At 69.7% G+C, this 13,968-nt stretch carries 15 protein-coding genes; all 15 read left to right on the forward strand.

Translation table 11 applies throughout. From position 1 onward, the window contains the following. Positions 1-43: 43 nt before the first annotated feature. The 15 genes from NXI30_24385 (at position 44) to NXI30_24455 (ending at position 13,960) form a co-directional block, all read left to right on the forward strand. Entirely contained in the window at positions 44-628 is a 585-nt protein-coding gene (locus NXI30_24385; protein MCR9097367.1) for a YceD family protein, read from the forward strand. Between the two features lie 82 nt (positions 629-710). Then, positions 711-893 (forward strand): 50S ribosomal protein L32, encoded by a 183-nt coding sequence (rpmF, locus tag NXI30_24390; protein ID MCR9097368.1) that lies wholly within the window; start codon positions 711-713, stop codon positions 891-893. Between the two features lie 27 nt (positions 894-920). Then, the gene (gene fabD / locus NXI30_24395) at positions 921-1,886 is read left to right on the forward strand and encodes an ACP S-malonyltransferase (GenBank protein MCR9097369.1); all 966 of its coding nucleotides are present in this window, start codon (positions 921-923) and stop codon (positions 1,884-1,886) included. A 117-nt stretch (positions 1,887-2,003) separates the two neighbouring features. After that, positions 2,004-2,240: an acyl carrier protein gene (acpP, locus tag NXI30_24400; protein MCR9097370.1), complete on the forward strand. Its 237-nt coding sequence runs from the start codon at positions 2,004-2,006 to the stop codon at positions 2,238-2,240. Between the two features lie 48 nt (positions 2,241-2,288). Further along, positions 2,289-3,557 (forward strand): beta-ketoacyl-ACP synthase II, encoded by a 1,269-nt coding sequence (gene fabF, locus NXI30_24405; protein ID MCR9097371.1) that lies wholly within the window; start codon positions 2,289-2,291, stop codon positions 3,555-3,557. Between the two features lie 149 nt (positions 3,558-3,706). Beyond that, on the forward strand, positions 3,707-4,978 hold the full coding sequence (locus NXI30_24410; protein MCR9097372.1) for a serine hydroxymethyltransferase: 1,272 nt from the start codon (positions 3,707-3,709) through the stop codon (positions 4,976-4,978). 29 nt (positions 4,979-5,007) lie between these two features. Next, positions 5,008-5,520, forward strand: coding sequence for a transcriptional regulator NrdR (gene nrdR / locus NXI30_24415; GenBank protein ID MCR9097373.1), 513 nt, complete (start codon positions 5,008-5,010; stop codon positions 5,518-5,520). Continuing rightward, the gene (ribD, locus tag NXI30_24420; protein ID MCR9097374.1) at positions 5,517-6,695 is read left to right on the forward strand and encodes a bifunctional diaminohydroxyphosphoribosylaminopyrimidine deaminase/5-amino-6-(5-phosphoribosylamino)uracil reductase RibD; all 1,179 of its coding nucleotides are present in this window, start codon (positions 5,517-5,519) and stop codon (positions 6,693-6,695) included. Before nrdR ends, ribD begins: the two co-directional genes overlap by 4 nt. Then, the gene (gene ribH, locus NXI30_24425; protein ID MCR9097375.1) at positions 6,692-7,171 is read left to right on the forward strand and encodes a 6,7-dimethyl-8-ribityllumazine synthase; all 480 of its coding nucleotides are present in this window, start codon (positions 6,692-6,694) and stop codon (positions 7,169-7,171) included. Before ribD ends, ribH begins: the two co-directional genes overlap by 4 nt. Before the next feature lie 161 nt (positions 7,172-7,332). After that, positions 7,333-7,764 (forward strand): transcription antitermination factor NusB, encoded by a 432-nt coding sequence (gene nusB, locus NXI30_24430; protein ID MCR9097376.1) that lies wholly within the window; start codon positions 7,333-7,335, stop codon positions 7,762-7,764. Then, positions 7,761-8,339, forward strand: coding sequence for a hypothetical protein (locus NXI30_24435; GenBank protein MCR9097377.1), 579 nt, complete (start codon positions 7,761-7,763; stop codon positions 8,337-8,339). The genes nusB and NXI30_24435 overlap by 4 nt, the downstream gene beginning before the upstream one ends. A gap of 314 nt (positions 8,340-8,653) precedes the next feature. After that, on the forward strand, positions 8,654-10,639 hold the full coding sequence (locus NXI30_24440) for a DUF4388 domain-containing protein (GenBank protein MCR9097378.1): 1,986 nt from the start codon (positions 8,654-8,656) through the stop codon (positions 10,637-10,639). 199 nt (positions 10,640-10,838) lie between these two features. Then, positions 10,839-11,225 carry a response regulator gene (locus NXI30_24445; GenBank protein MCR9097379.1) on the forward strand — a complete coding sequence of 129 codons (387 nt, stop codon included), beginning with the start codon at positions 10,839-10,841 and terminating at the stop codon, positions 11,223-11,225. 6 nt (positions 11,226-11,231) lie between these two features. Then, complete coding sequence (locus NXI30_24450; GenBank protein MCR9097380.1) at positions 11,232-13,439, forward strand: chemotaxis protein CheA; 2,208 nt, start codon at positions 11,232-11,234, stop codon at positions 13,437-13,439. Then, positions 13,436-13,960, forward strand: coding sequence for a chemotaxis protein CheW (locus NXI30_24455; GenBank protein ID MCR9097381.1), 525 nt, complete (start codon positions 13,436-13,438; stop codon positions 13,958-13,960). Before NXI30_24450 ends, NXI30_24455 begins: the two co-directional genes overlap by 4 nt. Positions 13,961-13,968: the final 8 nt, after the last annotated feature.

Raw genomic sequence — 13,968 nt, forward strand, 5'->3', positions numbered from 1 at the left:
CCCGAGCGCCCCTCGCCTTCGGAGTTCCTCCGGATCCGCCGCCATGCCCGACTTCCGCATCCAGATCGAGCGGCTGACCGACCGCAAGGAGCGCTTCGACTTCGAGGTGCCGGCGGCGTGGTGGATCGCCCGGAACGAGGTCGAAGGCGACGACTCGGTGGTCGTCGAGGCGCCCTTCCGATTCGGCCTGGAGGCGTCCCGGGTTTCCGACGACATCGTGATCGAGGGCGATCTGGAGGGGGAGGTCGGACTCGAGTGCAGCCGATGCGGCAAGCGCTATCCTCACGCGCTTCGCGAGCCCTACCGCCTGGTGCTCGAGCCGCTCGGTGGCCAGGCGCCGGATCCCGAAGGGGAGAAGGGGCTGGCGGAGAACGGGGTGTGCCTCGGGGAGGATCTCGAGGTCGGCTCGTACCGCGGGGCCGTGGTCGGTCTCGACGATTTCTTCGGAGAGGTGATCGCGCTCGCGATGCCGCTCCAACCCCTCTGTGATGAAGATTGCCCGGGACTCTGTGCGCACTGCGGTGCGTCGCAGGACTCCGGTTGTACCTGTGAAGACGAGAAGATCGAATCGCCTTTCGCCGCGCTCGCCGGGCTGAAGGCGGAGCTCGAGTCGGAACGTCGAGACTAGGAATACGACGTAGGGCGGGGGGCCCTGCGAGAACATTCACGACGATGGCCGGCGCCGCCGGCGACAGAAGGAAACGGATCCCATGGCCGTACCGAAGCGAAAGACCTCGAAGGCGCGACGCGACAAGCGCCGCGCACACGACGCGCTCAACACACCGGCGACGAGTGTCTGCCCCCAGTGTGGCGCGCCGAAGGCGCCGCACCGGGTGTGCGGGAGCTGCGGCACCTACAAGGGCCGCACGATCCTCGAGATCGACGACGACTAGTCGCTCCTTCCGGTTGGATAGCGCCCCATGACTCTCGCTCTTCTCTTTCCCGGCCAGGCCTCCCAGGAGGTCGGTATGGGCAGGGACGCGTACGACGCGTCCCCGGCCGCCCGTGCCGTGTTCGATGCGGCGGACGCCGCGCTCGAGTCCGTGCTCGGCGCGAAGATCTCGACCCTCTGCTTCGAGGGCCCCGAGGACGAGCTGCGTCGGACCGAGATCCAGCAGCCCGCGATCCTGACGACGAGCATCGCGCTGCTGCGCGCGCTCGAGGAGGCGGCGGGGCCGCTCGATGCGGCCTTCGTGGGCGGTCACAGCCTCGGCGAGTACAGCGCGCTGGTCGCCGCCGGAGCGATCGACTTCGAGGATGCGGTCCGGACGGTGAATCTGCGCGGTCGGCTCATGCAGGAGGCGGTCGCGGAAGGGAAGGGCGCGATGGCCGCGGTCCTGGGTCTGGCGCCCGAGGGTGTGGTCGAGGCCTGCGCCGCCGCAGCCGAGGCGACGGGCCTCGTGGTGACGCCCGCCAACTACAACTCGCCGCAGCAGACGGTGATCGCCGGGGACGCCGCCGGCGTCGAAGCCGCGTGCGAGAAGGCGAAGGAGCTCGGGGCGAAGAAGACCGTGGGTCTGCAGGTCTCCGCGCCCTTCCACTGTGCACTGATGGAACCCGCCGCCCAGAAGCTGGCCCCGGAACTCGGAAGGCTGGTCTTCTCGGAGGCGAATCCGCCGGTGATCACGAATGTCGAGGCGAGTCCGAACGCGGACGCGAGTCGGATCCCCGGCCTGCTCGAGGAGCAGGTGACGGCGCCGGTCCGCTTCAGCGACATGATCGCCACCTTGAAGGCCGAAGGCGTCGACGCCTTCCTCGAGGTGGGGCCCGGCCGGGTCCTCTCGGGCCTGATCGCGCGCATCGAGCGCCGCGCCCGCAGGGCGAACTTCTCTTCTCTCGCGGAGCTCGACGAAGTCCGCGAATTCCTTCAGGGAAACGCCTCCTAGCACCGCTTGGAACGCGATTCCGGACCCCGCCTGAGGTCCACAGGCATGCCGTACGGGGGGTACGGCGCTAGCCTTTTCCACCCATTCAGGACGAAGTCTGTTGGAGGTCCTCGAACCATGTCTCTCGAAGCTCGCGTCACCGATCTGATCGTCGAACAGCTGGGTGTCTCCAAGGAGGAGGCGGTCGCCAACGCGTCGTTCATCGACGACCTCGGGGCGGACTCCCTCGACATCGTCGAACTCGTGATGACCCTCGAAGAGACCTTCGACATCGAGATTCCGGACGATGACGCCGAGAAGATGCAGACCATCTCCGACGCCATCGGCTACCTGAAGGAGCGCGTGGAGGAGTAGGCGCCGCCGCCTCCCGAAGCGCCCTCCGAAGCGCCGCCCCCGACCCCGATGGCGTCGTCGCCCGCCATGCCCGCCGCGCATCGCCGCGTCGTGGTCACCGGTCTCGGCTGCATCACGCCGATCGGCCCCGACGTGCCCTCCACCTGGGATGGCGTCGCGCGCGCCGAGTCGGGCGCCGCGCCGATCACCCGTTTCGACACGAGCGATCTGCCGGTGGGGATCGCGTGCGAGGTGAAGAACGAGCCGCCCCTCGCAGACGTGTCCGCCAAGGACGCCCGGCGACTCGACCGGATCCTGCGCTTCGCGCTCCACGCCGCGCAGCAGGCGGTCGCCGACGCAGCCATCGACTTCGACCGGACCGATCGCGAGCGCGTGATGGTGGCCATCGGCTCCGGGGTCGGGGGCGTCGAGACGCTTTTCGCCAACCAGCGGATCCTCGAGACCAGGGGCGCCCGAAGGGTCTCGCCCTTCGTCGTGCCGTACTCGATCGTGAACATGCCGAGCGGACTGGTCGGCGTGCACTACGGACTCGGCGGTCCGAATCTGTCGCACTCGACCGCGTGCGCGACGAGCAGCCACGCGATCGGTGAATCCGCGGAGGCGATCGCGCGCGGGGCAGCCGACGTCGCCCTGGCGGGCGGTGCGGAAGCGCCGATCGTGCCGCTCTCGATCGCGGGCTTCGCTGCGATGCGCGCGCTCTCCCCGAACCCGGACGCCGCTCGGGCCAGTCGCCCCTTCGATGCGGATCGTGACGGGTTCGTGTTGGGGGAGGGCGCAGCCGTGCTCGTGCTCGAGGCCGAGGAGCACGCGCTCGCGCGGGGTGCCGAGATCCTCGCGGTCGTCGAGGGCTACGGGGCCTCCGCGGACGGCTACCACCTGAGTGCCCCCGACGAGGAGGGGCGCGGTGCCGTGCGCGCGATGCGGAGCGCTCTCGAACGGGCGGGACTCGAACCGGCCTCGATCGATGCGATCAACGCCCACGCGACGGCGACGCCGGCCGGGGATCCGGTCGAGGCGCTGGCACTGCGGACCGTCTTCGGCCCGACGCCGCCGCCGGTCTCGGCGACGAAGTCGACGACGGGCCACCTGCTCGGCGCAGCGGGGGCGCTCGAAGCGATCCTCTCCATCCGGGCGATTCGCGAACAGTGCCTGCCGCCGACCGCGAATCTCGACCGCGTCGCGGACGGCTGCGAGCTCGACCACGTCGTGGGCAAGGCCCGCCCGGCGCGAGTACGGCGGGTCCTGTCGAATTCCTTCGGGTTCGGCGGGACCAACGGTTGCCTGATCCTTGCCGATCCGAACGCCGGAACTGCCTGAAATCCCTGATTTCCTTCGGTTTCGCCGCTATTGTCCGGCTGGATCCGCGCCCCCCCAGACGCCCCGTTTTGTCGCTCCTCCCTTCTTCGCGCGCCGAGCGCCGGCTGGCCCGGATCGGCGTCCGCGAAGACCAGCGTAAGGGTTTCGAAATGTCGCAGTCCGTCACCCCCCATCTCGACCAGACCGATCCCGACGTCGCCCGGTTCGTGCGTCGCGAGGGCCGCCGTCAGGGTCTCTCGATCGAGCTGATCGCGAGCGAGAACTTCGTCTCCGAGGCCGTCCTCGAAGCGGTCGGCTCGGTTCTCACGAACAAGTACGCCGAGGGGTATCCCGGCCGTCGCTACTACGGCGGGTGTGAAGAGGTCGACGAGATCGAGGAGATCGCGATCGAGCGCGCGAAGGAGCTCTTCGGCGCCGACCACGCGAACGTCCAGCCCCACTCGGGCAGCCAGGCCAACGCGGCGGTCTACGAGGCCGTCCTGAATCGCGGCGATACCGTGCTGGCGATGAACCTCGATCATGGCGGCCACCTGACCCACGGCAGCCCCGTGAACTTCTCCGGCAAGCACTTCACGATCGTGCCCTACGGCGTCTCCGAAGCCGACGAGCGGATCGACTATGACCAGGTTCGCGAGCTCGCGCTCAAGAATTCTCCGCAGATGATCCAGTGCGGTGCCACCGCCTACTCACGAACCATCGACTTCGATGCGTTCCGCTCGATCGCCGACGAGGTGGGCGCGGTGCTCTTCGCGGACATCGCGCACATCGCAGGCCTCGTCGCCGCGGGCGTCCACCCGACGCCGGTCGGCAAAGCGCACATCGTCACGACCACGACCCACAAGACCCTGCGAGGTCCGCGCGGTGGCCTGATCCTCTGCGACGAGGACTGGAAGAAGAAGCTGAACAGCGCGGTCTTCCCGGGACTCCAGGGCGGCCCGCTCATGCACGTGGTCGCGGGCAAGGCGGTCGCGTTCAAGGAAGCACTGTCGCCCGACTTCCGCGCCTATGCGGAGCAGATCGTCGCGAACTCGAAGGCGCTCTCGGACGCGGTCCTCGGCCGCGACTTCAAGGTCGTCTCGGGCGGAACCGACAACCACCTCTTCCTGCTCTCGCTGGTCGGACGCGAGGTCACGGGCAAGGCGGCGCAGATCGCCCTCGACGAGGCCGGGATCACGGCCAACAAGAACATGATCCCCTTCGATCCACGCAAGCCGGCGATCACGTCGGGGGTCCGGATCGGCACCCCTGCGGTCACGACCCGCGGCATGCGCGAGGGCGAGATGATCCAGATCGGAGCGTTCCTGGCGCGTGTCCTCGAGGACCACGAGAACTCGGAGCTGCTCTCGACCGTGCGCGACGAGGTCGCGGATCTCTGTCGCCAGTTCCCGCTCTACCCGGCGCGCTGGAACGAGACGGACTAACCCCCTATCGAGGGAAGGCGGGCCGACCCGTGCAGTGCCCCTTCTGCGGAGACGACGGGAATCGGGTGATCGACTCGCGCCTCGCGCGGGACGGCTCCGAGATTCGTCGGCGTCGCGAGTGCGACGAGTGCGGTCGACGCTTCACGACCCGCGAGCGGATCGAGGAGATCCTGCCGCGCGTGATCAAGCGCGACGAGCGGCGAGAAGAATACGATCGCCACAAGCTCCTGCGCGGTGTCGAGCATGCCTGCGTGAAGCGACCGGTCTCGACCGAGGCGGTCGAGCGCCTGATCGAGCGCGTCGAACGCTCGCTCCAGGAGAGCGGTGAACGCGAGGTGACGAGCGAGCACATCGGTCGGCGCGTCCTCGACGAGCTCTCCGCCATCGACGTCCTGGCCGCCGTCCGTTGGGCCTCGGTCTTCCACAACTTCTCGAGTCCCCGGGACTACGAGGCCTTCTTCGAGGAGATCGAGGCGGACAAGGGAGAAGGGGGCCAGGGCGGCGCGAGCGCCGCCGACCGCGCACTCCGGGACGGTCGGTGAGTCCGGCGCGATCCTCGAACGAGCGTGCCGCCCAGCGGGACGAACGGATGCTGCGGGCCGCGTTGGCGTCGGCGCGCCGCGGGGACGGACGCGTCTTCCCGAACCCGAGCGTCGGCGCCGTGATCTATCGAGGCGACCGGATCCTGGGGCGCGGGACGACCGAGCCGCCGCCGGGGAAGCACGCGGAGATCGTCGCCCTCGAAGCCGTTCGGCGACGTCACGGCGAGCGTGCGCTGCGCGGGGCCTCGATCGCGACGACGCTCGAGCCCTGCAGCTTCACGGGGCGAACGGGTCCCTGCGCCGATGCGATCGTCGCTGCGAAGCTCGGTCGGGTCGTCTCCGGCTGCCGTGATCCGCATCCGCGGGTCGGCGGGCGGGGGTTCCGCAAGCTGCGCGCGGCGGGCATCGAGGTCGTGACCGGCCTCCTCGAAGAGGCGTGCCGCTACCAGCACCGCGGCTTCCTCTCGGCCATCGAACGCGGCCGCCCGTGGATCACCCTCAAGCTCGCGACGACCCTCGACGGGCGGATCGCGACGGCGAGCGGCGAATCCCGCTGGATCACCGGCCCCGAGAGCCGCGCCTTCGTGCATCGCCTGCGCGATGCCTCCGATGCCGTCATGGTCGGGTCCGAGACGGCCCTCGCGGACGACCCGCACCTCGACGTGCGCCGGGGCACGAAGTCGCTCCGGACGCCGATCCGCGTCCTGCTCGACGGCCGACTCCGGGTGCCCCTCGAGGCGAAGCTGCTGTCGGACCGGGATGCATCCCGGACCTGGGTCGTGTGCGGCGAGCGGGCGCGTGGTCTCGCCGCGGTCCGCGACGCGGCGGGGCGGGTCCTGCCGATCCGGCGGAGCGGGACAGGGCACGTGGATCTCACGCGGGCGATGTCGACCCTCGCGAAGGAAGGCCTCACGACCGTCCTCGTCGAAGGCGGGGGCGGCCTGGCGGCCGCGCTCCTGCGGGCAGGCCTCGTCGACGAGGTACACTGGATGCTCGCGCCGAAGCTGATCGGCAGCGACGGTCGTCCGGGGCTCGGGCGGCTCGAGCTGCGTCGGCTCAGGGACGCAGTCGCGCTCTCGCCCGAACGGGTGACCCGGCGCGGTGAGGATCTACACGTGCACGCGCTGCTCGCGAAGGGCGGACGCGGGCGAAATCGGAAGGGGACCAGGGGATGAAGGTCGTCGAGCCTTCGATCGATGCGGCGGGTCTGCGGATCGCGTTCGTGGTGTCCCGTTTCAATCACCTGATCTCGATCCGGTTGATCGACGGCGCCCGCGATGCGCTCCTCGAACACGGCGCGCGCGACGCGGACCTGGTCCTCCACTGGGTCGCCGGTGCCTTCGAGATCCCGCAGGCCGCGCGCCGGCTCGCAGAGACCGGGGATTACGACGCGATCGTGACCCTCGGGTCGGTGATCCGGGGAGGCACCCCCCACTTCGACTACGTCTGTGAGGGCGTGACCGACGGGCTGCGGGCGCTGATGCAGCAGAGCGACGTCCCGGTCGGCTTCGGCGTGCTCACGACCGACACCATCGATCAGGCCCTCGCTCGCGCCGGAGGAAGCGACGGCAACAAGGGGGGCGAGGTGGCCCTCGCCGCCGTGGAGCAGGCGCGGCTGATGCAGGCGATCGCCGCGGGAGCGTCGGCATGACCGACGCGGAAGCCAGCGGCGGACGGCACGCGGGCCGCGAGGTCGCGCTCCAGGTGCTCTACGCGATCGATCTCGGGGAGACCGGACCGCGGGATGCCGCCCATGCCCGGGCCGTGAAGGCGGCGGAGGACGCGGCGAGGCCGCCGAGCGCGCCGAGGGCGATGCGACCGGCGCCGCGAAAGACGGCGACGGCGGTCGAGGTCGATGCCGAAGCGGTCGGGACGGGTTCGGTCGGCGACGTCGACCCGCTCGACGCGAGCGGGGAGGCCTTCGATCGGATCGTCGAGCATTTCGACGTGCCGAAGAGCGCGAGGGAGTTCGCGCGGGGACTGGTCGCCGGCGTCGTGTCCCGGGCCGCGGAGCTCGATGCGCTCGTCGGTCAGCATGCCCGCAACTGGCGCGTCGAACGGATGGCCGCCGTCGATCGCAACGTGCTCCGGCTCGGCGCGTTCGAGCTGCGCGAGACCGAGACGCCGGTTCCGGTCGTGATCGACGAAGCCGTCGATCTCGCCCGCCGCTTCGGGAGCGACACGTCGCCCGCCTTCGTGAACGGCGTGCTCGATGCGATCGCGCGGGAGCTGCGCGCCGCATGAGTGAGGTCACCGGATCCGTCGACGTCGTCTTCACGGCGCTCCCGCTCGAGCGGGTCGAGAGCGACGTCGCCGTCGCGGGCTTCTTCACCGACGAGCGTCCGCTGCGCGGGGGGGCGGCCCGCGCCGACTGGCGCCTCTGTGGTGGACTCTCGCGGCGGATCGAGAGCGGCGATCTCTCGGGGAAGAGCGGCGAAGCGATGCTGATCGCCTGTGGGCGCGCGCTCTTCGCGCCCCGGCTCATGCTACTCGGTCTCGGCGAGCGTGGGAGCTACGACCGGCTCCGCGTGAGCGACGAGTTCCGGAGCGCCCTCGAGCGCTGTCGCAAGCTCCGGGTGCCCCGAGTCGCGCTCTCGCCGCTCGGGATCGCGCCCGACGACGTGCCGCGTCACGCCGCCGCCGTCGTCGCCGGGATCATCGGCGCCTGGTCGAAGGTGCCGGATCCGATGACGCTCACGCTCTGCGTACCGCGATCCGAAGTCGCCGGCGTCTATCGCGCCTTCGAGAGCGCTCGCGACGCCGCGGGCGAGACCGGAATTCGGCTCGCCACGGACGATTCCAGTCTGGAAGCACGCTAGCGACGACCGCGCCTCGACCGCGCCAGGAAGAGGCAGGCGGCCGGCAACGTGCGCGCAGCGCCACGAAGAGGCAGGCGGCCGGCAACCTGCGCGCAGCGCCGGAGGAGGACCGCCGCGTCGACCGAGGTACGCGCCCCGACCCCGGCCGAGGTCGCTCGCGGGGCCGAGTCCGGGTCAAGTCCCACCCACGCCGGCCGATTCAGAGAGCGGACGAGCGGCGTGTTCGCGGAGCGGCCATCCCCTCGTCCGGGCGGCGGGGCGTGCGCGTCCCGCACGAGTCGACGGCGCGCGTCGCGCAGGGTGCAGGGGAAGTCATGAGTCTGGTCGGAAATCTCGAGGATCTGAGCCTCGGCGACATTCTGCAGATCATCAGCCTCTCCCAGAAGTCGGGTGTGCTCGCGCTCTCGAGCGATCTCGGGTCCGGTCGCATCGTCTTCCGCAACGGCATGGTCCAGGCGGCCTGCCTGAAGGGACACCCGAACGACCTGCGTGCGCTGCTCGTCGGCGAAGCGGTCATCGATCCCGCCGGCTACGACGCCGCCCTCGCACGCGCGCAGGAACAGGGCATCCCCGTCGAGGACGCCCTTTCCAGCGAAGCATCGATCACCCGCGAGGAGATCGACGCGCTGATCACGAAGGCCGCCGAGAACGCGATCCTCGAGATGTTCTCCTGGCCCTCCGGCGATTTCAGCTTCGACGTTCGCAACGAGCTGGATCCCGAGGATCCCCATCTGATCCTCCCGAACGGAATCAACGCGCAGTACCTGGCAATGGAAGGCCTGCGCATTCGCGACGAACGCGCCCGGGACGGCGGTGGCGAGACCGGCAGTGATCCCGAGGCAGACACGAATCCGAACATCGGGGCCGACCAGGATCCGCTCTTCGGTTCCGACATTCTCGAAGTCGACGAAGGGGGCGGTGAAGACACGCTGCCCGTGCTCGAGGTCGAACCCCTCGATCCCAACGCCCAGACGCTCGGTGGGGCGACGACTCCTGCGGACGTGCTCGTCGAGGGCATTCTGGCTCGTGCCGACGAGACGAGCGAGCTGAGCATCGACGAGATCGCGAAGGCGATGCCGCTGGACAGCGATCCGGTGGCGACGGCGGGGGCCGGCGCGGGGGGCGACGAATCCGTGCCCGGCGCGACGGCGGGTCCGGTCCCCGATCCCGAGCCCCGGGTCCCCGAAGACGAGGTCGAGACGCCGGTCGAGGCTCACGAAGACACGGCGCCGGCGTCCGTGCCCGGAGAGGCCCGGGAGAGCACGCCGGCCGCGCCGGCCCCCGGCGTTCCGGCCTCGGCGCCGGCCGCCAACGCGAGACGCATGCCCGTCGTGCTGATCGATCCGGACGTCACGGTCCTCGAGTGGGTGAAGACCGCGATCGAGGACGACTTCGCGCGCGTCCACATGTTCCAGAAGGCCGATCAGGGTCTGACACGCATCCGGCAGTATCTGATCCGGGGGACGACCCCGCTCGTGCTCGTCTCGCCGGAGACGCCGATCGATCCGCTGTCGGGCATCCACGGCCTCGCCGACTTCGTGAAGCGCCTCAAGTCCCAGTCACCGCGCATCGTCGTGATCGGTCTGCGCGAGGACGATGGCGTGGCGCCGGCGGCGATGCCGGGCGTGCTGAACGGCGTCTTGAGTCGGCCGCCGCGCCGGCTGCTCGCCGACACGCTCTCTCCGGAAAGCACCTCCGCGAGCCAGGGGCTCTCCCGCGCGCTGCTCGAGATCCTCGCCCAGCAGGTCGAGGGAAACGCGAAGGCCCCCAATTCGGCCGAGAGCCTGCGCGGGCTTCGGGATGCGACGGCGCAGCTCCAGGAGGCCTCGTCCCGCGGTGAGATCCTGCCCGTGGTCCTCGACTTCGCGGCCGAGATCTTCGCGCGCGTGGCGATCCTCGTCGTGCGCGACGACGAGGTCTTCGCGGTCGCGGGTCGCGGCTTCTCGAGCCTGGAGGTGGATCCGCTCGGCAGCGCCGAGCCGGTCACGATGCCGACGCCGGATACCGGCTGGCTGCGACGCGTGCTCGACGGGGGCAAGGCCCTCGTGGCCACGCCCGACGAGCCGTCCGATCATCTGCTCCTCGAGAAGCTCGGCGGCGAGGTGCCGCAGAGCGCCTACGTCGGGCCGATCGAGAGCGGCGACGCGGTGATCGCGATGCTCTACGCCGACCAGTCGACGAGCGACGCACCGATGCCGGACACCCACGGCCTCGAGGTCGTGCTGCACCATGCCGGCCTCGCGCTCGACCGGGCCGCCCTCGAGCGGGCGCTCTGGGAAGCCGACGCCGAGGCCCGCTGAGCCTCGCCGGCTCCCTCTCCGGCACTGGAATCGCCGGATTCGCAGGGGAAAGCCCTCGCTGCGGACGTTCCCGAAACCATCGCGTTTTCGCGGGATTTCGCGAATCCGGTGCGCGGGCGCGTTCTCAAGAGTGCGTCTCATTTGCCGATACGAGTAGGCAAATCCGTCCGCGCGTGGACCCGCGTCCGGGAGACGACTTTTGCAGCGAATTCTGATCGTAGAGGACTCGGCGACGATGCGATCGCTCCTGGCCTCGAGCCTCGAGGACCTTCCGGCCCCCACGAAGATCGTGGAGGCGGAGAGCGGTTTCGAAGCCCTGCGGTTCCTGCCGCGGGAGGACTTCGACCTCGTCGTCACCGACATCAACATGCCCGACATCAACGGGCTCGAGCTCGTGTCGTTCATCAAGAACAACGAGAAGTACGCCTCGATTCCGCTCGTCATCGTTTCGACGGAGGGCAGCGAGCGCGATCGCGAGAAGGGACTCGACCTCGGTGCCGACGCCTATCTCGTGAAGCCCTTCGATCCGGACGATCTGCGACGGGTCGTGATGGACCTGCTCGACACGAGCGGGAGCGAGGGGTAGCCCGACTTGGCCGCACGCCGTTCGAGCAAGCAGGGTGCGAAGGGGTCGCCCGCCGAAGGGAAGGCCACGACCGGCGCGCCGGAAGGCGCCGCCGGCGGTCCGGCCGCGTCGAACGAGAACCACGAGTTCGTCGCGGAGGCCGAAGAGATCCTCGAGCGCATGCTCGAGGACCTCGCCGAGCTCCATGATCAGCGACACGAGAGTGCGTCGGGTGAGGTCGATCCCGACCTCGTGAACCAGATCTTCCGCTCGGCCCACTCGCTGAAGGGCCTCGCAGGGATGTTCGGCCTCGACGCCATCAGCGAGCTCTCGCATCGCCTCGAAGACATTCTCGACGGACTGCGACTCGGCAAGGTCGCCTTCGACTCGCCGGCCGTCGACCTCCTCGACGATGGCGTATCGCTGCTCACCACGATGATGACGCGGCTCGAGCGGGGCGATGCGAACGGGGACGACGAGGTCGAGATGGCGCGCGGGTTCGTCGCGCAGATCGACGCCGCGATCGCCGGTGCAGTCCCCGAACCCAGCGACGACCTCGAGTCGCTCGACCTCGACGCATCCCTCCTGCGCGCGCTCACCGAATACGAAGAACACCGCCTGAAGGAGAACCTGCGACGGGGGCGCCACCTCGCGCTCGTCGATTCGACCTTCGAGATCGCCGCCTTCGAGGAAGGTCTGTCCGAGCTCTCCGCCGCCGTTCGCGAGGTCGGAGAGGTCGTCTCGACCCTGCCTTCGCCGGGGGATGCGCCCGAGAGCCAGATCCGCTTCTCGCTTCTCGTCGCGACGAGCGTGGACGCCGCGCGCCTCGCTTCCCGTCTGGACTTTCCCGATACCGAGGTCCATCTAGTGAAGGAGGGCGACGCATCGGCCGAGGCCCCGCCCGCCGAGTCTCCGGCGCCTCCGTCGGACGCGTCGCAGCCGGCCTCGACCGAAGCGCCCGCGCCGGCGGGGCCTTCGGCGTCCGAGCCGTCGCCGCCGGCCGATGGAGGCGGCGACGCACCCGAGATCGAATCCCTGCGCTCCATCAGTGACACCGTCCGCGTGGACATCCGCAAGCTCGACGAGCTGATGAACCTCGTCGGCGAGCTCGTGATCCAGCGCAACGCCATCGGCACGGTCGCTCAGCGCCTGACCGAGGACGTCGCGACGGCGCGGATCGGCGCCGAGCTCGCGAAGACCCACAAGGCGCTCGACCGAAAGCTCAAGGAGCTGCAGACGGGTGTCCTCGACGTTCGCATGGTTCCGCTCCGACAGATCTTCGAGAAGCTCTCCCGGGTCGTGCGCCGCCTGCGCCGGGACCTCGGCAAGGAGGTCGACCTCGAGTTCGTCGGCGCCGACACCGAGCTCGACAAGCTGATCGTCGAGCAGCTCGTCGACCCGCTCGTCCACATCGTGCGCAACGCGTTCGATCACGCGCTCGAGACGCCCGAAGAACGCACGGCGGCGGGCAAGGACCCGCATGGACGAATCACGGTCGCCGCGTCCCAGCGCGGGAACCACGTCGTGATCGAGGTGCAGGACGACGGTCGCGGTATGGATCCGGCGGCGATTCTCGAGAAGGCGATCGCGCGGGGGCTCGTCGCGGAGTCGGATCAGCTCTCCGAGAAGGAGATCCTCAATCTCGTCTTCGAAGCGGGTCTCTCGACGGCATCCCAGATCTCGGCGACCAGCGGCCGTGGGGTCGGCATGGACGTCGTCCGGAACAACCTGGCGGAGATGGGCGGCATGGTCGATCTGGCGTCGACGCCGGGACGCGGCACGACGGTCACCATCACGCTTCCGATCACCCTCGCGATCATCCAGGCGCTGATCGTCGCCATCCGCGAGGAGCGCTTCGCGATCCCGCTGAACTCGGTCCTCGAGACGATGGTCGTGGAGCCTGATCAGATCGGCAGGAGCGAGGGACGCGAGGTCCTGAACCTGCGCGGTGAGCCCCTGCTGCTCCGCCGTCTCGGTGAGGAGTTCGAGATTCCCTGCGCCGGACCCGAGGAGCGCCAGTTCGTCGTCGTCCTCGGCATGGGCGAGCAGCGCCTCGGTCTGCTCGTCGATCGGCTCGAAGGGCAGCAGGACACGGTGATCAAGCCCATCAAGGGACCGCTCCAGCAGATTCGCGGCATCGCCGGCGCGACGGAGCTCGCCGATCGGGGCGCGATCCTCGTGATCGACGTGTCCGCGATCGTGGGCGACGTCATTCGTCGAAGGGAGGCCGCGTGAGCGAGTCGACGACGACGGAGGCGATGGGCGGTGCGGATTGGGAGAGCCTGGCGCGAGGCGCGGCGAGCGACTTCCGGGGCGAGGGCGAAGAGAGCGTTTTTCTCTTGCGCGAGCTGCTGGTCTTCGGGCTCGATCGATCCGCCTACGCAGTTCCGGTCGAGCGCGTCCGCGAGATCGTTCGCATGCGCGAACTGACGATGATTCCGCGCGCGCCGGCCTGGCTACTCGGCGTCGTCGCCCTGCGCGGCGAGGTGGTCGAAGTCGTCGACCTGCGCCGGCGGCTGGGGCTCGGTGCGTCGATCCCCGATCGGTCGAATCGGATCATCGTGCTCCACGGCGACGCCGATCGCGTGACCGGCCTGCTCGTCGACTCCGTGAGCGAGGTCTATCGCATCGCCGACGAGGCCGTTCTTCCGGCGCAGGGCCTCGACACGCCGAGTGTGTCCGAAGTCTGTCCACGCGGCGACGAATTCGTCTCGATCCTCGACGTGGATCGCGCGCTCGGGGGGGCCGATGTCTGATCGGGCCA

The sequence above is a fragment of the bacterium genome (assembly GCA_024742285.1).
Classification (GTDB): Bacteria; Myxococcota_A; UBA9160; order UBA9160; family UBA4427; genus UBA4427.